Below are 21,263 nucleotides of genomic sequence, written 5' to 3' on the forward strand. Positions count from 1 at the left end.
ACGGAATAGCGGCGGAACGCGGCGATCATGTGAGCAGACCCGCCGCCGTCACGACGCTCTGCGCGATATCGGCGATCTTCTTTTTTTCGTTCATGGCGGTCTGCCGCAACAGGGTGAACGCCTCCTCCTCGGAAAGACCGCGCAACTTCATCATGATGCCCTTGGCCCGCTCCACGACCTTACGCTCCTCGAGCGCGGATCTCGCTTCCGCCAGTTCCCGCTGCAGCCTCGAGAAGGCGTTGAAGCGGCTCACGGCCATGTCGAGGATCGGCTTCACCCGCTCCTTGCGCAGGCCATCGACGATATAGGCGGAAACGCCGGCATCGACGGCCGCCTCGATGGAGGCCGTATCCGAACGATCGACGAACATGGCGATCGGACGGCTGACGGTGCGGGTCAGCTGGAACAGATGTTCCATCATGTCCCGGTTCGGGTTCTCCAGGTCGATGATGATGACGTCCGGCTTCAGCGTCTCGATGATGCGGGCGACGCCGTTGACCTCGTGGATCACCGTGACCTTGAGATGCCCGGCCTCGCGCAGACCCTCCTCGATGATCGAGGAGCGTATGGCATTTTCATCGATGACGAGGATCGTAAGATCGGCGTTGCGCATGCGCCTATTCTTGTGCAGCGCAACAGAATGCGCAAGCGCTGCCGCGGCAAGATTTCGCGAGGGCGACGGGCGGCGCGTCTTCGGGCTTGCTCGCGACCGGACAATGATTGTAACGGTGTGTTCGAAACGGCCGGGATACGGTGTCCGCCCGGGCTCGCAGGCGCCGTGACCGGCGGCGCGTGGCGCCTGCCTGAAGACGGATCGTCTCGCGCAAGCTGTTTCGCGCACGCAACGTGTCTTGCCCGGTGCGAGACGTGAAGGAAAGTCTGACATTCCATGACCGCATCCGCCGGCCCTGCCCAGCAGGACACCGCAGGCACGAAGAAGTTTCTCGTCCTGCTCATGGGATCCATCGGCGTCGTCTATGGCGACATCGGGACCAGCCCGCTCTATGCCTTTCGCGAAGCGCTCCGCCCTTTCTCGCATGACGGCATCAGCCACAACGAGGTCATCGGCCTCATTTCGCTGATGGTCTGGACGCTGACGATCATCGTCACCTTCAAATACGTCCTCTTTCTCCTGCGGGCCGACAATGACGGCGAAGGCGGCACGCTGTCGCTTCTCGCCCTCCTGATGAAGAAGACCGGGCGTTACATGCCGGTCCTGTTCTTCGCCGGCATCATCGGCGCCGCCCTGTTCATCGGGGATGCCATGATCACGCCGGCGCTGTCGGTCATGTCGGCCGTCGAGGGGTTGAAGCTCGTGACACCGGCGCTCAGCGGCTACGTCCTGCCGATCTCGGCCGCCATGATGGTCGGCCTCTTCGCCGTCCAGTCGCGCGGCACCGCCGCGGTCTCCAATTTCTTCGGGCCGATCACCGTTCTCTGGTTTCTCGCCATGGCCTGGGGCGGCATCCTGCACATCGGCGACGACTACACGATCCTCGAAGCGCTCAATCCGGTCAACGCCGTCTGGTTCATCACCCATGCCGGCTTCGTCGGGCTCATCGTGCTCGGCGCCGTGTTCCTCACCGTCACGGGGGCGGAAGCGCTCTATGCCGATCTCGGCCATTTCGGCCGCAAGCCGATCCAGGTCGCGTGGTTCATCCTCGTCTTCCCGTCGCTGGCGCTCAACTATCTCGGCCAGGGCGCCTTCGTGCTGGCACATCCGGAAGCGGCGGAAAACCCGTTCTATCTGATGTATCCCGACTGGGCGCTGCTGCCGGTCGTGCTTCTGGCGACGGCCGCCACCATCATCGCCAGCCAGGCGGTCATCACGGGCGCCTTCTCGCTGGCACGCCAGGCGGTCCATCTCGGCTTCCTCCCGCGCCTGCAGATCACCTTCACCTCCGAGACGAATACGGGGCAGATCTACGTGCCGGCCGTCAACACGCTGCTTTTCGTCGGCGTGCTCGTGCTCATCTTCACCTTTGGGGACTCGGAGTCGCTGGCGACCGCCTATGGCATCTCGGTCACCGGCGCGATGGTGGTGACGACGCTCATGGCCTTCCAGTTCCTGCGCTCGGTGTGGAAATGGAGTGCCGTCGCCGCCGGTGCCGTGCTTTTGCCGCTGCTGCTTCTGGAAACGGTCTTCCTCGCCGCCAACCTTCTCAAGATCCATGACGGCGGCTGGGTGCCGGTTCTGCTGGCGGCCACCATCATGGTGATCATGTGGACATGGCGGAAGGGCTCCATGATCCTGCGCGAAAAGACCGCGCGCAACGACATCCCGCTCGAAACCTTCATCCGGTCGATCGAGAAGAAATCCGATCACGCCCCGGTCGCGGTTCCCGGCACGGCGGTGTTTCTCACCAGCGTGCCCGACAAGACGCCTGCCGTGCTGCTGCACAATATCAAGCACAACCATGTCCTCCACGAGCAGAACGTCATCCTGACCGTGCGCACCGCCGACACGCCCTATGTGCCGCCTGCGTCGCGCATCGAACTCGTCCGGATTTCCGATCGCTTCCTCCGTCTCCAGATCACATTCGGATTCATGGACGACCAGAACGTGTCCAAGGCGCTGGGTCTCTGCAAGAAGGCCGGCTTCAAGTTCGAGATCATGCAGACGTCGTTTTATGTCGGACGGCGCAACCTGATCAGCGACCCGAACTCCGGCCTGCCCAAGTGGCAGGATCGCCTCTACATCGCGCTCGCCGGCATCGGCATCGACCCTTCCGACTACTTCCGCCTGCCGGCCAACCGGGTGGTGGAGCTCGGCGAACAGGTGACGATCTGATCGCCGTACAGGCGTGCCGCGATCCGCGCTCCATCCGCAATTCCGCAGGACATCGTCGACCGTACGAAGGCCTTCCTCCTATGGCGTTGCGAGGCGTGTTCTGGTAACCACCGCCTCGCGCGGACGTGGCCTGGGTCAGCATTGCGAAGCGCACGGCACGGGTTCGGTGCCATTTGGCGTCGGGCAGCAGGCCTCAAAACCTGCACATTTTCGGGTCATCCATCGCCGGTTTTAAGGACATTCAGCCTCCATTCATGCACGGAAGGTCTCTCTCCTTTATGACCCGCAGAAAAAGAAATGAATCGCTCGACAAACGAGCCCACTTGTTGCTGTACTCGGTAAGGCGCTGGTTGTTGCGCCGTAAAGTTGAAAGCCTACACGTTTATATCAATACCCTCTGTTTTAGTTATATATCATATAGATAGACCCATTTTGACCGTGTCCCCGATCGGGGACTGCCACCCAAGAGAAGTTCTGATTGATTTTTCGGGACCCAAGTGCAATCAGCAAGTCACACTGCAGACAGTTCAGAGCGTTCGATAAAAGATGACAGCAGAAATCATAGGGCGCGCCTGCGTCGCTCCGGGAGCTGATTCGCCTCAAGCGCTTTTCCGGCTTCTGCGGCAGGGCAAATGTGCGGTAACGCAGATTCCATCGGATCGGTGGGACCTTGCTCGCTTCTGGCATCCCGAAATGGGCAACCCCGGCAAGACCTATTCGTTTGCCGCCGGGGTGATCGACGACATTTACGGGTTCGACCCTGCCGCCTTCGGCATGTCGCAGCGCGAAGCCATGTATATGGATCCGCAGCAGCGCGTTCTCCTGCAGCTGGCGTGGCGCGCGATCGAAGACGCCAACATCTCGCTGACCTCGCTTCAGGGCGAGAATGTCGGCGTCTATGTCGGCGCATCGAGCCTCGACCATGCAAACCTGACGGTCGAAGACCCGGCGGCGGCCGGCCCCTACTTCATGACCGGCAATACGCTGTCGGTCATTTCCAACCGGATCTCGCATATCTTCGGGCTCAGCGGCCCCTCCATGACCATCGATACGGCCTGTTCGTCCTCCATCGTCGCACTCGATCAGGCGATGCGGGCGCTGAATGCCGGAGAGATCGACACCGCCATCGTCGGCGGCATCAACATTCTTGCCCATCCCCTGCCCTTCGTCGGTTTTGCGCAGGCGCGCATGCTGTCGCCCGAAGGCCTGTGCCGCGCCTATGACAATGACGGCGCCGGTTATGTGCGGGCCGAAGGCGGCGTCGTCTTCGTGCTGCGTCGCTCCGACAGGGCCCGGCAGGAAAAGGACCGCAGCTACGCGCGCATCGTCGCGACGGGCACGAACTCGGCCGGCCGCACCAACGGCATCTCGCTGCCGTCGCGCGAGTCCCAGGCAGCTTTGCTGCGGTCGATCTACGACGGCAACAATATCGACGCCAACCAGGTCGCCTTCGTCGAAGGCCACGGGACCGGCACGAAGGTCGGCGACCCCGCGGAAGTCTGGTCGATCGGCACGGTCATCGGCACCAACCGGCGCGCGCCGGTTCCGATCGGCTCCATCAAGTCGAATATCGGGCACACCGAGCCTGCCTCCGGCCTCTTCGGCATGCTGAAGGCCGTCATGGCGCTCGAGAACAATTATCTCCCGGCATCGCTGCACTTCGACACGCCGAACGAGAACATCGACTTCGACGGCCTGAACGTGCGCGTGACGGCAAACCCGATCGAGCTTCTGCGCGGCAAACGCGCGCGCCTCGCCGGCATCAACTCCTTCGGCTTCGGCGGCGCCAATGCGCATGTCGTGATTTCCGATCCCGAACCCGTCTCCGAAGACCGCCAGCGCAACACGACCGCCGGTCATATGTTCATGGCGAGCGCCCACACGGCGAGCAGCCTCGAAGAGCTTCTGCGCGCCTACAAGTCGTCTTTCGCCAAGGCCTCCCGCGAGGAAGCCCGTGCGATCATCGCGGCCTCCGGTGCCAATCGCACGGCCATGCGCCACCGCTTCGCGGTCCGCAGCGAGAATCCCGAAGACATCATCCGCGCCATTTCGAGCCATATCGACGTTCCCGCATCCGATCTGGGCGAGACCGGCGAAGCCGTGACGCGGGACGCGAAGGTCGCCTTCGTGTTTTCCGGAAACGGCTCGCAATGGGCCGGCATGGGTGCGGACGCCTTCCGCGAGAACCTGCATTTCCGCCAGTGCTTCACCTCGATCAGCGCCCTCTTCAAGTTCCACGCGGACCTTGATCTGGCAGCGCTCCTCACCGATCCGGATCTCGCCCAGAAGCTGGCCGATACCAAGATCGCCCAGCCGCTGCTCTTTGCGGTGCAGGCAGCCCTGTCGGACTCTCTGGTCGCGATGGGCATCAAGCCGACGGCCGTCTTCGGCCATTCCGTCGGCGAGATCGCTGCAGCCTACGCGGCCGGCGCCCTGTCGCTGGTCGATGCCGTGGCGATCGTCGCCAAGCGCTCGCTGCATCAGGACCTTCTGGCCGGCAAGGGCACCATGGCCGCCGTCATGCTCGGCGACGAGGCCGCACAGGCCTTCGCGGAGAAGCACGGCATCGCCAATGTCTGCGTCGCCGCCATCAACGCGCGCAACTCCGTGACGATTTCCGGCCCCGTGGCCGAGGTGACCGCGTTCCGCGATGCCGCCCGAAAGGCGAAGATCCCGGTCCAGATCCTCGATATCAACTACCCGTTCCACCACCCGATCATCGACCAGGCCAAGAAGGCCTTCATGGGCGATATCCCCGACCTGGCGCCACGCACCACCGAGATCGCCTATCTCTCGACCGTCACCGGCGAGCGCCTCGACGGGTCTCAACTGGACGTCGACTACTGGTGGAAGAACGTGCGCGAGCCGGTTCGCTTCCAGGCCGCGACGGAAGCGGCCATCGCGCTCGGCTGCACACTGTTCCTCGAGGTGTCGCCCCGCCCGATCCTGTCATCCTACGTGAAGGAAACGATCAAGGCGGCCGCCGCGCCGGGCATCGTGGTTCCCACCTTGTTGAAGGATGCTGCAGCCAAGGGGATCGACCCGGTGTCGCGCGCCATGGCCCGCGCCATCGCGCATGGCGCCGACTTCCATACGGCGCGCCTCTTCGGCAAGCGGAATGCCTCCGTGCGCCTGCCGCTTCTGCCCTTCGAGCCAACCGAACTTCGTCCCGCGGTGACCAGCGACAGCGCCGATCTTTTCGGCCGCGGCTCCCGCGTGCCCTATACGCTTGCCGGCTGGCGCGCCGACCTGAACGGCGGCAGCTGGAAGAACCATATCGACGGGCACCTCTTCCCGGATCTGGCCGAACACGTCGTCGACGGAAAGCCCATCCTTCCGGGCAGCGGCTTCATCGAGATCGCGATCTCGGCCGCCCAGCAGTTCTATGGCAGCAGCGAGGTCGAGATCACCAATCTCGAAATCGTGCGGCCGCTGGAACTCGGCGATACCAGGATCATGGAGCTCTCGACGATTCTGTCCCCGGAGACCGGCGACATCGAGATCCGCTCGCGCGAGCGCCTGACCGAAGACGACTGGGCGGTGCATGCGGTCGCCCGCTGCCGCAAGCCGATCGCACGCAACGACCACATCCGGCCCGACTTCAAGGGTCTGGAGAAGACGGAAACCGTTCTTGCGGCGAAAGCCTACGAGACGGCGCGGCAGTTCGGGCTGGATTACGGTCCACGCTTCCAGCTGATGTCCAAGGCCGTCGCGATCGGCGACCGGTTCATCGATGTCGAGCTGAAGACGCCGTCCGAAGCGGGGCACCCCTTCGTGTCCTACAGCCTCAATCCGATCTCCGTCGATGCGACGTTCCACGGCATGGTGGCGCTGTTCGGCCGGTTTACCGGCGAAGCCGGCGGCGCACCCTATATTCCCGTTCGTTTCGGTTCGGTGCGGCTGGCCGCCTCGGGCCAGGTGATCAAGCGGGCCATCGCCGAGGTCGAGCGGGTCAGCGCAAACTCGATCAAGGCGAAGTTCCGTTTCTACGGGGAAGACGGCAAGCTCGTCGCCGCGTTCGACGACTGCCGCTTCCGCCGGACCTACCTGCGCCAGCACAAGACGCTGGACATGCTGTCCTACCATTACGAGGCCGTGCCCTCGGAGACGCTTGCGGCGCTGCGGCCTGCGCAGCCGAAGCCTCTGCCGGCTATCCTTCTGCCGGCGGATGGCGGCGAAGGGATCGACAACACGACGCTTCTCTTCAACGCTGCCATCTATCGCGCCTGCCACGAGATCGCGCTGAAGCTCGCGCGCGGCGGCAACCAGGTGGACATGCGGCTTCTGCCCGGCGATGTCGGCTTCCGCTGCTTCCTCAGCAACTGCCTCGTCGTGCTGGAAGATGCAGGCCTGGCCGAACATGCGGACAATCGCTGGACGGTGGCGGCCGACTTCGCGCTGCCTCCGGTCAGCGAAATCCTAAAAGAACTCTACGCCGAAAATGCCGCGCGTGCCGTCGAGGCCGTGCTCATCAACGACGCCTATACGGAGGCGCTGGATCGCCTGTCGGCGCTCTATGCCGCAGAACTGTCCGGCCAGAGCGGCGAGGACGCCGTCGTTCAGACGATGAGCTTCATCAGCGAGGCGACGCTCGATCATCAGGCCGTCCACGCGCTGGCCACCCGCCAGCGCACCGACATGGTCTACGCGGCACTCGAACAGGCCCTGTCGTCAGCTGAGACCGGCCTTCGCGTCATCGAACTCGGTACGGTCTCTGCGAGCTTCACCCGGCGCCTTGCGGCTCTTGCCGTGCGCCACAGTGCAAGCCTTGCCGTGATCGAGCCGCGCGACAATGCGCAGCGCAATCTCGAAATCGCCTTCGAGGACGATGCGCGGGTGTCTGTCCTCAAGAAGGACGCCTTCGCCTCCGTCAAGACGGTCGATATCGTCGTCAGCGCGTCCGAGATGCTGTTTGCCCTGGTGGACGAAGATCCCACCCTGCGCGGCGTTCTCGGTCACGCCCTGCGCCCTGGCGGCGCCTTCATCGCCGTGACGACGGCGCCGACCGTGTTCAGCGATTTCGCCTACGGGCTGACAGATGGATGGTTTGCCCGGAGCCAGTCGCCGGAGTTCCCGATCGGCCGGTTTGCGACAGCGTCGCAGTGGGAAAAATGTCTTGCCGACCTGAGGCTGTCCGACATCGTCATCGACGATCGCGAAGGGGCCTATGGCGCGCTGATCGCCCTGGAGGCGCGCGCCGGCCGGTCCGCGCTCGACGCCCATGCGCAGGATGGCACCGCACCGGTCTCGCACCACCCCATCCTCGTGCTCGGGACAGCGTCCGCGACCGCCGCTCTGCCGTCCTCCCTCTCCGACTGTGCGATCGTGCCCGTGGCGCTCACCGGTGAGGAGACCGACAAGGGGCAGCTTCTCGAAGCGTTCAAGGCGCTTCAGGGTCGCGCCATCCGGGCGGTCTACCTGTCGCCCGTGCCGTCGGCCGACACGCTCGCGGATTCCGAGCACCTGCAGACCCTCGTCCTGTCGCTCAGCGCCTTTGGCGAGGCCGTGCGCGCGCATCATGCCGATCGCGAACCGACGGGCGACGAGCGTCCGCGCCTGGCACTGGTTGCCCCGGGCGGATCGCCGGTCTCTGCGACATCGGCACTGAACAGCGGCGTCTGGACCTTCTGCCGCGTGCTGCAGAACGAATACGAGCTGCTCGATCTCCATGCGATCGATGCGCCCGCCGCGACGCCCTCCGAGGTCGAGACAGCCCTGGGCCTCGCCGCAGCACTCATCGAAAGCCAGCACGAGAATCGCGAATGGGCGGTGGTCGATGGTCATGCGCAGGAAATCCGTGCGGTTCCCGGCCCGGTCGAAGGCACGCTTCGCCAGACGCAGTCCTTCGCGGCAGCCACCATCCGCCAGCGGGTGGCCTCGCAGGTCGGCAGCATCGCATGGGAGGCCACCAGCCTGCCGGAACCCGGCCCGACGGATGTCGTCGTCGAGGTCGCCGCCACCGGTCTTAACTTCCGGGACGTGATGTGGGCCATGGGCCTTCTTCCCGAAGAAGCACTCGAGGACGGTTTTGCCGGTGCGACAATCGGCATGGAGCTTTCCGGCCACGTGGTCGCGCTCGGCAGCGAGATCACGGATCTCGCCATCGGCGATCCCGTCATGGCCATGGCTTCGGCCGCCTTCTCGACGCATGCCGTCGTCGCGCGCGCCGGCATCGCAAGGCTGCCGGAAACGGTCAGCCCGGTTGCCGCCGCGACGGTTCCGGTCGCCTTCCTCACGGCCTATTATGCGATGATCGAACTCGGCCGCATCCGCGCCGGCGAGACCATCCTCATCCACGGCGCAGCCGGCGGTGTCGGCCTGGCCGCGCTGCAGGTGGCAAAGCACGCCGGTGCCAAGGTGATCGCCACCGCCGGCACCCGCGAGAAGCGCCACTTTCTGACGATGCTGGGCGCCGACCACGTCTTCGATTCACGGTCGCTGTCCTTCGTGGAGGACATCCGCGCCGTGACCCATGGCGAAGGTGTCGATCTCGTCCTCAACTCGCTTTTCGCCGAGGCGATGGAGCAGAGCCTGTCGCTGGTCAAACCCTTCGGCCGGTTCCTGGAGCTCGGCAAGCGCGACTACTTTGCCGATAGCAAGATCGGGCTCCGGCCGTTCCGCCGCAACATCAGCTATTTCGGCATCGACGCCGACCAGTTGCTCGTCAACCAGCCGGACCTGACCAAGCGGATCTTCGCCGAAGTCGGGCAGCTGTTCGAAGAGGGCAAGTTCGTGCCGCTGCCCTATCGGGCCTTCGCGCATGACGAGATCGGCAACGCTTTCCGCCTGATGCAGAATGCCGGGCATATCGGCAAGATCGTCGTGCTTCCGCCGGTTGCCGGACGGGACTCCGTTTCGGCAGCGGCCGGCGCACGGATGGCGGTCTCCGAGGATGGCGTGTATCTGGTGGTCGGCGGCATCGGCGGGTTCGGCCTTGCTGCGGCCAACTGGCTCGTGGAAAAGGGTGCCCGCCGGATCGCGCTCACCACCCGCCGCGGTGTGGCCGGTGCCGACACGCTGGATGCAATCCAGCGCTGGGAAGCCAAGGGCATCGTTGCCAGCGTCCACGCCTGCGATATCACCGATGTCGATTCGACAGCCGCGCTGCTTGCAACGCTGCGGCGCGAGGCCCCGCTGAAGGGTATCGTCCATGCCGCAATGGTGCTCGACGATGCGCTGATCTCCAATCTCGACCGGGCGCGCAACCGACCCGTTATCGATACCAAGGCGAAGGGTGCCGCCGTTCTCGACAGCCTGACGCGCAAGGACGATCTCGACCTCTTCCTCCTGTTCTCGTCGGCGACGACGCTGGTCGGCAATCCCGGTCAGGGCAACTACGTCGCGGCCAACGGCTATCTCGAGGGACTGGCGCGGGCGCGGCGGGCAGCGGGGCTGAAAGGTCTCGCCATCGGCTTCGGCGCGATCTCCGACACCGGCTATCTGGCGCAGAATACCGATGTCAACGACATCCTGTCCAAGCGCATCGGCAAGACGGCGCTGAAGGCCCAGGCGGCCCTCGACCAGGTGGAAGCCTATATCGTCGCCGACCCTGGCACGGTGAATGCGGCGACCGCCATGGTTGCCGAGTTCGACTGGACGGCGGCGCGCAATCTGCCGGTCGTTCGCCAGCCGCTGTTTTCGGTGGTGATGCGCACCGCCGACCAGCATACCGGCAGCAGCGACGGCAGCACGCTCGATCTGGTCGCCATGATCGAGGGCAAATCGCCGCAGGAGGGCGAAGACCTGCTTTATGAGCTTGTGGCCAACGAAATCGCCGCAATTCTGCGGGTTTCCAAGGATACGATCTCCCGGAACAAGGTCTTGAAGGAAATCGGGCTGGACAGTCTGATGGCCGTGGAACTCGGCATCAGCTTCCAGCAGAATACGGGCTTCGATATGCCGCTCTCGGGCGTCGCCGACAATACGACCGTCGGGGACGTTGCGCACAAGCTGTACGAAAAGGTCAGCAAGCGCGACCAGGGAAGCGACGAGGAGGAGCCGCCGACGGAAGACAAGATCCTGAGCGAACTGACCCAGCGCCATAAGGCGACGTCTCCGGAGAAAGCTGCAAGCCAATGAGCGACGACCGGCAACCTGCCGCATCGAAGATGAACAGCAGCATCCGGGAGAACCTGCTCGACCGGATGCGCAACACGCACCAATCGTCCGAGCGCAACCGGATGGCCCGCTCCGAACGCGAGGTTCCCACCGCGGTCCGCCGGACGCAGATGCGGTTCGAGGACCTGCCGGAGTACAAGCAGGTGCAGACGCAGGAGGCGGCAAGCGCCCAGCTCGGCATCGACAATCCCTTCTATCGGGCGCATGCGACGGCGGCCGGCGCGACGACCGTCATCAACGGACGCGAGCTGATCAACTTCGCGTCCTACGACTATCTCGGGCTCAACCGTCATCCGCATGTGCTGGGCAAGGCGAACGACGCCATCGGCACCTATGGGATCTCGGCTTCGGCCAGCCGCCTCGTGGCCGGCGAGCGACCGGTGCATGGCGAGTTGGAAGAGCGGATCGCCCGCTTTTACGGCGTGGATGCTGCGGTTTGCTTCGTCAGTGGTTACCTGACAAATGTCGCGGCGATCAGCTGCCTGCTCGGCCCGAAGGACCTCGTCGTCCACGACGAGTTCATCCACAACAGCGCCCTTGCCGGTATCAAGCTGTCGGGCGCAACGCGTCGCCTGTTCAAGCACAACGACGCCCACGACCTCGAAACCGTGCTGCGGACGGTGTCCGGCGACTATCGCCGTATCCTCGTGATCGTCGAAGGTATCTATTCGATGGATGGCGACGTGGCGAACCTGCCGGCCATCCTCAAGCTCAAGGCGGAATACGGCTTCTGGCTGATGGTGGACGAGGCGCACTCGCTCGGCATCCTCGGCCGTCGGGGTCGCGGCACGTTCGAGCATTACGGCATCGACCCGAAAGAGGTCGATATCTGGATGGGCACGCTGTCGAAGACGACGGCGAGCTGCGGCGGTTACATCGCCGGCAATGCGGCACTGGCCTCCGTCCTCAAGGCGACGGCGGGCGGGTTCGTCTATAGCGTCGGGCTCGCACCGGCGCTGACGGCCGCGGCCATCGGCAGCCTCGACATTCTGGAGAACGAGCCGGAGCGGGCTGCAGCCCTCCGGCGCAACGGGACGCTGTTCCTGAAGCTCGCGCAGGAAGCCGGTCTCGACACCGGGCTCAGCGCCGGTTTTTCCGTCGTTCCGGTTCTCGTCGGCGACAGCCTGCGGGCGGTGCAGCTCTCCAACGACCTTCTGACGGCCGGCATCAACGCGCTGCCGATCATTCACCCTGCCGTGCCCGAAGGGCTTGCGCGCCTCCGCTTCTTCATCACCAGCGAGCATACCGAAGAGCAGATCCGCAAGACGGTGATGCTGACGGCGGAGAAGCTCAAAGACCTCACCGACCGCAATTTCGGGCTGGCCTCCATCGACATCCAGCAGATGATGAAACTGATGGCGGCCCGGTGAAACCGGCGCGACGGCCTTCGGTGACGCGCGCCTCCAGAGGGATGGGCGCGGCATGACCCATGTCGTCATCACCGGGGGATCGAGCGGTATCGGCCTTGCCGTGGCACGGATTTACGTGCGTCGCGGCTATCGCGTTTCTCTGATCGCGCGCGGCGCGGCGGCGCTCGAGGCCGCACGGATCGCGCTGGACGAAGCGCGCGACGGACGCGTTCACATTGCCACGGCCGATGTCGCGGATGCGGAGGCCGTGGGGGCGGCCATCCGGGCCTGCGAGGCTGCGGCCGGTCCCTGCGACATCCTGATCTGCTCGGCCGGCATCGTGACGCCCTCTCCGTTCGACGCGCAGGCGCCGGCCGATTTCGACCGGCAGATCGCCATCAACCTGTCCGGCTCCGTACATGCGGTCCGCGCCGTCTATGCACGGATGTGCGCGCGCGGACAGGGGCGTATCATGCTTGTCTCCTCCGGCGCGGGGCTGATCGGCATTCCGGGATATGCCGCCTACTGTGCGTCGAAATTCGCGCTTCGCGGTTTTGCCGAGGCCTTGCGATCGGAAGCAAGGCCGAAGGGCGTCACGATCTCCATCTGCTTCCCGCCCGACACCCAGACGCCACAACTGGAGCGGGAGCGCGCGGCCCGTCCAGCGGAAGCCGAGGTGATCATGGGTCAGGTAAAACCCTGGAGCGCGGAGCACGTGGCAACCCGTCTCGTTCGAGCGCTCGATCGCGGACGCTTCGATGTCTATTTCGGGCTGACGCTGCTCGCACTCGGAAGGCTCGCGCCGCTCGTTCGTCCCCTGATCGACCGGTACTTCGACCGACAGATTCGCCGCCTGCACAGAGTAACGGAACCGTGACAACGCTTGTCACCCGTCGGGATTGTCTCTAGAACTCGGTCGCGACGTGACACCGCTCACGCCGCGATATTGAAGGGTTTCGTTTGCCGTCGACATCGCTCCAGCTTCACGATCATCCGGTCTCGTTGATCCTCGTCTGCTTCACGCTCTCGTTCCTCGTTGCGTGGTTTACCGACAGGTTCGCGCTGCCCGCGCGCGAGCGTCGCCGCAACATGCCGGCAAACAGGACCGTGTGGCACGCCCTGCGCGACGGCATCGCCCGCATGCCGGTCGTTGGTATCATCTATGCGTTCTTCTTCGCCATCTCCTGGCGCCCGCTGTATGGTGCCGCTGGTTGCATGAGCTTCTTCATCATCTTCACCGCGATCTCGCGCGCAAAGTTCCGGTTCATCCGCGAACCCTTGGTGTTTTCCGACATCGCGCTGGTGGCGGACGTCTTCAAGTACAAGTCGATCTTCTATGCGAACTCCCTGAACATCGTCTTCTGGTTCGTCGCCTTCGGCTATGTGTTCGGCGTGTCCGGCCTCTATATGTATTTCGAGCCGAACGTGCTCCCGAACCATGCCGAGCCGTTCTACATCGTGCTGATGGTCATCGCCGCCGCCCTGCCCTGGATCTCGCTCTTCTGGGGCCCGGTCAACACGCCGACGGCCGACCTCGTGCAGCGGCTCGTCGGCAAGCCGGACGCCAAGGTCAGCACCGTCCGTTTCGGCACCTTCTCCTCCGTCGTCTTCCACTTCATCATCTGGCTCGGCGTCCGCCGGGAGAAGATCGTCAACGAGCTGTCCGGCGCCTTCTTCGCCGCCGTCAACGACCTGATCGGGCATGATGCGGAGAACAAGGCGCCGCTGGTCGTCGTCTGGCAGTCTGAGTCCTTCCTCGACATGCGCCATTACGGCGTAAACTCCATTCGCCTTCCGACCATCGACCGGTTGCAGAAGCTCTCCACGCAGTGGGGACGCATCGCGACGGTGTTCGAAGGTGGGTACACGCTGCGCACCGAATTCGCCGTGCTGAGCGGGCTGCAGCCCGACGATATTCATGTGGATGCCAGCTACCCCTATCTCCGGGCGCGGCACTACACCGATGTGGTGTGGCCGACGAAACTCAAGAAGGCAGGCTGGCGGACGCACTTCATCCACCCCTACGACCGCACGTTCTTCCTGCGTCACAAGGCGATGCCGCTGCTCGGCTTCGAAGAGATGACGATGCTGGATGCGTTCGACCACGATCCGGCGCGCGACGGGCCTTACGTTTCCGACACCGCGCTAACGCGCAAGGTGATCGAGGCGGTGGACAAGCAGAAGGACGACAAGGGCAGCTTCATCTTCGTCGCCTCCATGGCCAATCACGGCCCGTGGGAGCCCGGGCGCGTTCCCGGCTACAGCGATCCCGTCAGCATCTATCTGGAAATCCTGCAGCAGTCGGACAGGGCGCTCGGCCAGCTGGTCGATCACCTGAACAAGCTCGACCGGCCGGTCTGGCTCGTGTTCTACGGCGACCATGCGCCGCTGCTGAAATCCTTCGCCGACCCTTTTCCGGACCCGCGCACCGACTATTTCATCACGCCGCTGGCCGCCGCCCGCACGCTGCAGCAGGGGCCCGTCTTCCCGCGCAACGAAGAGCCCTGGAACCTGCTGAAGGCCATGCTGAAGCATGCGAACCTTCACAAGGACGAGCTGGACTAGGCGGCGATGACCCTTGGCGGCACGCATGCATCCGGCAGCGCGCAGCGGGTGTTTCTGTTTCTCGAAGGCCCCTCGTCGCCGCTCTTCATGAAGATCGCCGACCGGCTGGACGCTGAGGGGCATCTCTGCCTGCGGGTGAACCTGAATATCGGCGACCGGATCTTCTGGCGCCGGCGCGGCGGATACGCGTTTCGGGGCCGAGCGGAGACATGGGCCGGCTGGATCGCCGATTTTCTCACGCGCCACGGCGTGACCGATCTCGTCCTTTTGGGCGAGGAGCGCCCCTACCACCGGGTGGCGACGGCGGCTGCAAAGCGAATGTCGATCGACATCTACGTGATCGAGATGGGATATCTGCGACCGGACTGGCTGACGCTCGAGCGCGACGGCATGTCCACCAATTCGCACTTTCCGGATGATCCCGACCATATCCTGCGGGCCGCCCGCGATCTGCCCGAGCCCGACTGGACGCGGCGATATTCGCAGACGTTTCTGGCGGAGGCCGCCTACGACCTTCTCTACAATCTGCCCAACGCGTTCCTCTGGTTCCTCTACCCGCATTACCGCCGCCACGCGCTTTACCATCCGCTGGTGGAGTATGGCGGCTGGGTCCTCAGACTCGTGCAGGAGAAGCGGCGCGCCCGGCAAGCGCAGGCGACGATCTCGGCTCTTCAAGCGGGCCATGGGCCCCTGTTTGTCTTTCCGCTACAGCTGCAGACGGATTTCCAGCTTCGGGCGCATTCGCCCTACCACGACCAGCAGCAGGCGATCGACGAGGTCCTGACGTCGTTCTCGCGCTTTGCGGCACCCGACGCGCGGCTCGTGGTGAAGATCCATCCGCTCGACAACGGCCTTGTCGACTGGGCCGGAACGATCGCGCGCGGTGCTGCTTCGCTCGGGCTCGGTTCGCGCGTTTCGTTTCTCGATGGCGGGGATCTCGCCGCGCTGATCGGCCTCAGCGCCGGCATCGTGACCGTCAATTCCACCGTCGGCCTGCATGCGCTGCAACAGCGCAAGCCGGTCAAGGTGCTTGGGGTCGCGATGTTCGATATCGACAGGCTGACGGATCAACAGCCGCTCGACGGCTTCTGGCACGCGCCGCGCCTGCCCGATGCGGCTGTCTGCACGGCCTTCTTCCGGCTCGTCGCGGCCGCCATTCAGGTTCGCGGCAATTTCTATTCGCAAGCCGGGACGGATGCCGGTGCGGAGGCGATCGCGGCCCGTCTTCTGGCGCGCAATGTCAACCAGCCCGATGCCTTCATCGATCCGCCGCCGCGCAGACGCGCGATCAAACGGCCACGGCCTTAAGCGTCACGCGACGCCTGCGCGCAGCAGGTCGTGAATGTGCAGGATTCCGACCGGCGTCTCGGTCTCATCGACCAGGAACAGCACGGTCACCTTGCTCGCCTGCATGACCTGCATGGCAGCGCTTGCCAGCAGCTGGGGCGAGATCACGCGCGGCTTGACCGACATGATCGCCTCGACCGTCTGTTGCAGGAGACCGTCCGACATGTGCCGGCGCAAGTCGCCATCGGTGATGACGCCCGCAAGCTTGCCGTCCTTGCCGACCACGCCGACGACGCCGAAGCCCTTGGAGGACATCTCGATCAGGGCCTGCCCCATCTGCGCGCCGAGCGGCAGGAGCGGCATGGCCTCGCCGCGATGGCCGAGTTCGCCGACGAGGAGAAGCTGCGCGCCGAGCTTGCCGCCGGGGTGGAAGGTCTTGAAATCCTCGGCCGAAAAGCCGCGGCGCTCCAGCAGCGCGATCGCGAGTGCATCGCCGACGGCCAGCTGCAGGAGCGCCGAGGTGGTTGGCGCGAGCCCATGCGGGCAGGCCTCTACGACCTTAGGAAGGACGATCGGCACGGTGGAATGACGGGCCAGCAGGCTGTCGCGGTTCGAGGTCAGCGAGATCACCGGCACCTTGAAGCGCTGGGCGTAGGTCAGCATGTTGCCGAGCTCCACCGTTTCGCCCGACCACGACAGCAGGATGAGCAGATCGTCCGACGTGATCATGCCGAGATCGCCATGGCTGGCTTCCGTCGGATGCACGAAATAGGCCGATGTTCCCGTGGACGCCATGGTGGCCGCGATCTTGCGTCCGATATGGCCGCTCTTGCCCACGCCGGAGACGACGACGCGCCCGTTGCGCTCGCCGATCAGCGTCACGGCATCGGCCAGATTGCGGGCGAACACCGCGTCATTGGCAAAGCTGGTGGCGAGCGCATTGGCACCATCGACGGTGGTGGCAAGCGAGCGCCCGATGGAATCGAGAATCGCACTGTCCCCGGTCAGGCTGGCATCGATCGATCTAAGGCTCATTGTGTCTCTCCCGGCAATCTGAACGCGGGTTACTCCCTGCGCGGGGAAAGATCAACGCGTAAACATGAACGAACGAAGTCGCCGCCGGAGCACTTTGATGGCATCGAGGTCTCGACGCGTGGGATTGGCGGCGTGTTTAGCTGACGCGCTGGACCGCCGTGTCGTCAGGCAGCGCCACGCGGTGCTTCTCGGGATTGGCGATGAAATCCTCGAGCGTCATCGAATCCAGAATATCGGCCATCGCGTCGCGAACAATGGTCATCGAGCGGCGAACTTCGCATGTTTCGGGATCGTTGCAATCGTCGCAGACCTCGTAAGCCGTGCGGCTGGCACAGCGGATCGGTGCCAGCGGACCATCGAGCGTGCGGACCACCTGCCCGATGCGGATCTGCGCCGCAGGGCGCGACAGCGAATAGCCGCCGCCCGGGCCCTTCTTGGACTTCAGGAAGCCGGCATTGCGCAATTCGAGCAGGATGGCGTCGAGAAACTTCTTCGGAATGTTGTTGCGGGTCGCAATCTCGGTGATGAACGCCGTTTCACCCGGATCCAGATGCGCCAGATCCACCAGCGCCTTCAATCCGTACTTACCCTTTTTCGTCAACATTCCGCGTGCTCGTCCTGAGAAGCCCTACGCCCGACAATTCAGGCGTGCTGCCGCGCCACACTATCACGTTTGGCGCATTTCAGACATAGCCGCTGCACCCCGGAGCAAGGTTTTTACCGGAAAAGCAGCACAAATACGGATTGCGAGAGCGACAGCCCGCCTTAGGCTGCCATGTCCGCCAGACGCCCGGGCTGTCCGCGGGTACCGGCGAGATGGGCGACGACCGCGTGGCGTGCGGCATCGGCCGTGGCGAAGCGCTGCGCGTCGAGTTCCCAGACATGGTACTTCACGGCGACGAACTTCAGCGTGCCAGCATCGGGAACGACCACGCCGACAGCTTCTCCGTTGATTTCGATGACCTGCCGGTTGGCGGTCGCATTCGCGTTGATGGTGTTCTTTTCCATAGTGAACGCTCCTTCCGCGCCAGAGGCGGGAGTGTCTGTCAGTTTCGCAAATCTCGATGGTTTTATCCGGGGTCACATTCGCGAAAGCGAACACATCCACCGGTCTGCCACTGCTTTACGACACAGGGAACGCGAGCCGCGGATGGAAGCAGTGCGGTCAATGTCGAACATGCCTTCTCCTCTGGCTCGACCCGCCAAGCGGGTTTCTGGAACATCCCGCCGACCTTGGTCTCTGCGGATGATCTGAAACTAGCGCAGTCTATATCCGAAGTCAATTACAAAATCATTCATGGCGCAATCTCATTCCAAAAAATCTCTATAGAGCGCCTATATTGAAAGTCTCATTCCGCATTTCGCCATTATTCGGAAAATTATGCCGATTCGAAGACATGCGCCGAAACGTCGTCACGGCACGACAGATCTAGGGTGTTCTTCGCACGAAAAAAGGGCGGTCCTTTAGACCGCCGCGTGAAATTTTCATGACATTTGCGATGCCGGGCCGAAGCGCACCCGCTCCGGCCGGACAGGCGTCAGCCTTTGACCGGCTCTCCCGGGACGCCGGCCGCGCGGGCCGTTTCCCGGTCCTTCCACCAGCGGCTGAGGAACAGGAGGATCGGGCCGCCGATATAGATCGAGGACGTGGTCGCGACGATCACGCCGAAGATCATCGGCCAGGCGAAGCTCTTCACCGCATCGCCGCCCCAGATGGCCATGGGGACCAGAGAGAAAGCCGTCGCCATGGAGGTGAAGATGCATCGTGCGATCACCTGGTTGATCGACATGTCGATCAACTCGGAGAACGGCATCGACTTGTACTTGCGCAGGTTTTCTCGCATGCGGTCGTAGACCACGACCTTGTCGTTGACGGAGTAGCCGATCATCGTCAGCACGGCGGCGATGGCCGTGAGGTTGAAGTCGATCCCCGTCAGCGCGAAGAAGCCGATGGTCTTCGTAATGTCGAGCAGCAGAACCGCGATGGCGCCCACCGCGAAGTGCCATTCGAAGCGCCACCAGATGTAGATCAGGATGGCGAGCATGGCGAGCGACACGGCCAGGAAGCCGGAACGGGCAAGCTCCGCACTGATCGTCGGGCCGACCACTTCCGTACGCTCGAAAGAGGCATCCGGGATGGTGCTGGCAACGGCGCCCTTGATGGCGTTCAGCGCCACCGTCTGTTCCTGCTCCCCGCCCGGCTGGCGCTGGACGCGGATGAGGACGGACGTGCCCTGGCCGAATTCCTGCAGGGCGACTTCGCCGAGGTTCAGGCCTTCGAGGTTTTCGCGCAGCTTGGGCAGGTCGAGCGTCGTCTTCGACGTCGTTTCCACCTGAATACCGCCGACGAAGTCGATGCCGTAGTTCAGGCCCGGCGTGAAGAACAGGATGACCGAACTGATCGACAGGAACGCCGACGTCGCGATGGCGATGTAGCGGCCGCGCATGAAGGAGAAATGCGGGAGATGCCGGACCTTGCCGAAAAGCGAGGGAATTTCCAGCTTCTTCATTTTCCGGCGCACCACCACTTCGCGCATCATCAGGCGGACGACGGTGATGGAGGTGAACATGGAGATGACGATGCCGAGCATCATGGTCACGGCGAAGCCGCGAACCGGGCCGGAACCGAAGGCAAACAGCAGCACGGTGCCGGACAGCGTCGTGACGTTGCTGTCGATGATCGTGGCATAGGCCTTGTTGAAGCCGACATCGAGCGCCTTCATGGCACCGGCACCGGCTGCGGTTTCTTCCCGGATACGGGCATTGATCAGGATGTTGGCGTCGACGGCCATGCCGATGCCGAGGATGATACCGGCGATGCCGGGCAGCGTCAGCGTCGAGCCGAGCATGCCGAGAACGCCGATCGTGAGGATCGTGTGCAGCAGCAGGCCGATATTGGCGATCATGCCCCAGGAGCCGTAGAGCACGACCATGAGCGTGACGACGAGGATGAAGCCGGCGATGCCGGTGAAGATGCCCATGCGGATCGAGTCGGAGCCGAGGTTCGGGCCGACGGAGCGTTCCTCGATGATGGTAAGTGGCGCCGGCAGGGCGCCGGACCGCAGGAGCGCGGAGAGGACGGTGGCTTCCTGGGCGGTGAAGTTGCCCGAGATCTGGCCCTGCCCGCCGAGGATGGGCTCGCGGATGACGGGCGCCGTCAGCACCTTGCCGTCGAGCACGATGGCGAAGGGCTTGCCGACATTGTCGCGGGTGATTTCCGCGAACTGGCGTGCGCCCTGTGCGTCGAAGGAGAAGGAGACGATCGGCTCGTTGGTCTGCTGGTTGAAGCCGGCCTTGGCGTCGGCAAGACGCTCGCCGGAAATGGCGACGCGGGTCTCCACGGCATATTTCGCCGGATCGTTGGCGCCCACGAGGATATCGACGCCGCGCGGTGCAACGCCGTTCGGATCGACCGTCTGATCGACCATGTGGAAGCTCATCTGGGCGGTGGAGCCGAGAAGCTGGCGCAGGCGCGTCGGGTCCTGCAGACCGGGCAGCTGGACGAGGATGCGGTCCGAGCCGACGCGCTGGATGAGCGGTTCGGCAACGCCGACCTGGTCGACGCGGCGGCGGATGATCTCGAGGCTCTGGTCGACGGCGGCCGTCATGCGTTCGTCGAGACCGGCCTGGGTCAGGCGAACCGTGATGGCGGCGTCGGCGCTGGTGACGTTGATATCGGAGGACGAGGAGCCGAAGCCGAGCGGGCTTGCCGGCGCGGCGAGCGCGTTGATCTTCGGGGTCACGCGGTCGCGGGCGTCCGCATCGGCGATCGTGACGACGATGGCGTCGCCGGCGATGCGGGCGGAGGAAACGGGCACGCGCTCCGTGCGCAGCACGCCGCGGATATCATCCAGAAGCGTGTTCAGCCGGGCCTGCCGCAGACCGGCGGCATCGACTTCGAGCACGAGGTGGGAGCCGCCCTTGAGGTCGAGACCGAGGGTAACCGGCTTGACCGGGAGGTAAGCGGCGTAACGCTGCTGCGTTTCCACCGAGAGAACGTTGGGAAGCGCCGCGAGGATCCCGAAGAGGGTGATCGCGACATAGGCCAGAATGGCCCATTTCGATGTGCGCATGAAGGGTTTCCAATATCGTCCGCCCGGAACCCCTGACGGGTGCGG

10 protein-coding genes and 1 pseudogene are annotated in these 21,263 nt (G+C 64.2%); 6 read left to right on the plus strand and 5 right to left on the minus strand.

Features of this window, described 5'->3' with window-relative positions; genetic code table 11:
• Positions 1 to 25: 25 nt before the first annotated feature.
• A complete protein-coding gene (locus LRX75_RS05685) occupies positions 26 to 613 on the minus strand; it encodes an ANTAR domain-containing response regulator (protein WP_113149202.1) in 588 nt (195 codons plus the stop codon).
• A gap of 276 nt (positions 614 to 889) precedes the next feature.
• Here LRX75_RS05685 and LRX75_RS05690 point away from each other — a divergent pair, with 276 nt between their 5' ends.
• The 6 genes and pseudogenes from LRX75_RS05690 to LRX75_RS05715 all read left to right on the plus strand — a co-directional run bounded on the left by LRX75_RS05690 (position 890) and on the right by LRX75_RS05715 (position 16,165).
• Positions 890 to 2,791 carry a potassium transporter Kup gene (locus LRX75_RS05690; protein WP_113149203.1) on the plus strand — a complete coding sequence of 634 codons (1,902 nt, stop codon included), beginning with the start codon at positions 890 to 892 and terminating at the stop codon, positions 2,789 to 2,791.
• 546 nt (positions 2,792 to 3,337) lie between these two features.
• Positions 3,338 to 10,870, plus strand: coding sequence for a type I polyketide synthase (locus tag LRX75_RS05695; RefSeq protein WP_231812640.1), 7,533 nt, complete (start codon positions 3,338 to 3,340; stop codon positions 10,868 to 10,870).
• Positions 10,867 to 12,279 carry an aminotransferase class I/II-fold pyridoxal phosphate-dependent enzyme gene (locus LRX75_RS05700; protein ID WP_231812642.1) on the plus strand — a complete coding sequence of 471 codons (1,413 nt, stop codon included), beginning with the start codon at positions 10,867 to 10,869 and terminating at the stop codon, positions 12,277 to 12,279. The genes LRX75_RS05695 and LRX75_RS05700 overlap by 4 nt, the downstream gene beginning before the upstream one ends.
• A gap of 52 nt (positions 12,280 to 12,331) precedes the next feature.
• Positions 12,332 to 13,135, plus strand: a complete 804-nt coding sequence (locus LRX75_RS05705) for an SDR family oxidoreductase (RefSeq protein ID WP_231812644.1) — start codon at positions 12,332 to 12,334, stop codon at positions 13,133 to 13,135.
• A gap of 83 nt (positions 13,136 to 13,218) precedes the next feature.
• On the plus strand, positions 13,219 to 14,823 hold the full coding sequence (locus tag LRX75_RS05710) for an LTA synthase family protein (RefSeq protein ID WP_231812646.1): 1,605 nt from the start codon (positions 13,219 to 13,221) through the stop codon (positions 14,821 to 14,823).
• A 6-nt stretch (positions 14,824 to 14,829) separates the two neighbouring features.
• Positions 14,830 to 16,165 (plus strand): annotated as a pseudogene (locus LRX75_RS05715) (capsule biosynthesis protein).
• Here LRX75_RS05715 and LRX75_RS05720 read toward each other — a convergent pair.
• From LRX75_RS05720 to secD, 4 genes are all read right to left on the minus strand, one after another.
• Positions 16,135 to 17,145: a KpsF/GutQ family sugar-phosphate isomerase gene (locus tag LRX75_RS05720; protein WP_113149208.1), complete on the minus strand. Its 1,011-nt coding sequence runs from the start codon at positions 17,143 to 17,145 to the stop codon at positions 16,135 to 16,137. The pseudogene LRX75_RS05715 and the gene LRX75_RS05720 overlap by 31 nt on opposite strands.
• Positions 17,146 to 17,281: 136 nt before the next feature.
• A complete protein-coding gene (locus LRX75_RS05725) occupies positions 17,282 to 17,749 on the minus strand; it encodes an RrF2 family transcriptional regulator (protein ID WP_231812648.1) in 468 nt (155 codons plus the stop codon).
• Between the two features lie 161 nt (positions 17,750 to 17,910).
• Positions 17,911 to 18,153 carry a hypothetical protein gene (locus LRX75_RS05730; RefSeq protein WP_231812651.1) on the minus strand — a complete coding sequence of 81 codons (243 nt, stop codon included), beginning with the start codon at positions 18,151 to 18,153 and terminating at the stop codon, positions 17,911 to 17,913.
• 530 nt (positions 18,154 to 18,683) lie between these two features.
• Positions 18,684 to 21,218 (minus strand): protein translocase subunit SecD, encoded by a 2,535-nt coding sequence (gene secD, locus LRX75_RS05735; RefSeq protein ID WP_231812653.1) that lies wholly within the window; start codon positions 21,216 to 21,218, stop codon positions 18,684 to 18,686.
• Positions 21,219 to 21,263 lie beyond the last annotated feature (45 nt).

Source organism: Rhizobium quercicola (assembly GCF_021168455.1).
Taxonomy (GTDB): domain Bacteria; phylum Pseudomonadota; class Alphaproteobacteria; order Rhizobiales; family Rhizobiaceae; genus Ferranicluibacter; species Ferranicluibacter quercicola.

Coding starts and splice junctions, on each gene's coding strand:
- LRX75_RS05685 (WP_113149202.1), bottom strand. CDS start 613: ATGCGCAACGCCGATCTTACGATCCTCGTCATCGATGAAAATGCCATA.
- LRX75_RS05690 (WP_113149203.1), top strand. CDS start 890: ATGACCGCATCCGCCGGCCCTGCCCAGCAGGACACCGCAGGCACGAAG.
- LRX75_RS05695 (WP_231812640.1), top strand. CDS start 3,338: ATGACAGCAGAAATCATAGGGCGCGCCTGCGTCGCTCCGGGAGCTGAT.
- LRX75_RS05700 (WP_231812642.1), top strand. CDS start 10,867: ATGAGCGACGACCGGCAACCTGCCGCATCGAAGATGAACAGCAGCATC.
- LRX75_RS05705 (WP_231812644.1), top strand. CDS start 12,332: ATGACCCATGTCGTCATCACCGGGGGATCGAGCGGTATCGGCCTTGCC.
- LRX75_RS05720 (WP_113149208.1), bottom strand. CDS start 17,145: ATGAGCCTTAGATCGATCGATGCCAGCCTGACCGGGGACAGTGCGATT.
- LRX75_RS05725 (WP_231812648.1), bottom strand. CDS start 17,749: ATGTTGACGAAAAAGGGTAAGTACGGATTGAAGGCGCTGGTGGATCTG.
- LRX75_RS05730 (WP_231812651.1), bottom strand. CDS start 18,153: ATGGAAAAGAACACCATCAACGCGAATGCGACCGCCAACCGGCAGGTC.
- secD (WP_231812653.1), bottom strand. CDS start 21,218: ATGCGCACATCGAAATGGGCCATTCTGGCCTATGTCGCGATCACCCTC.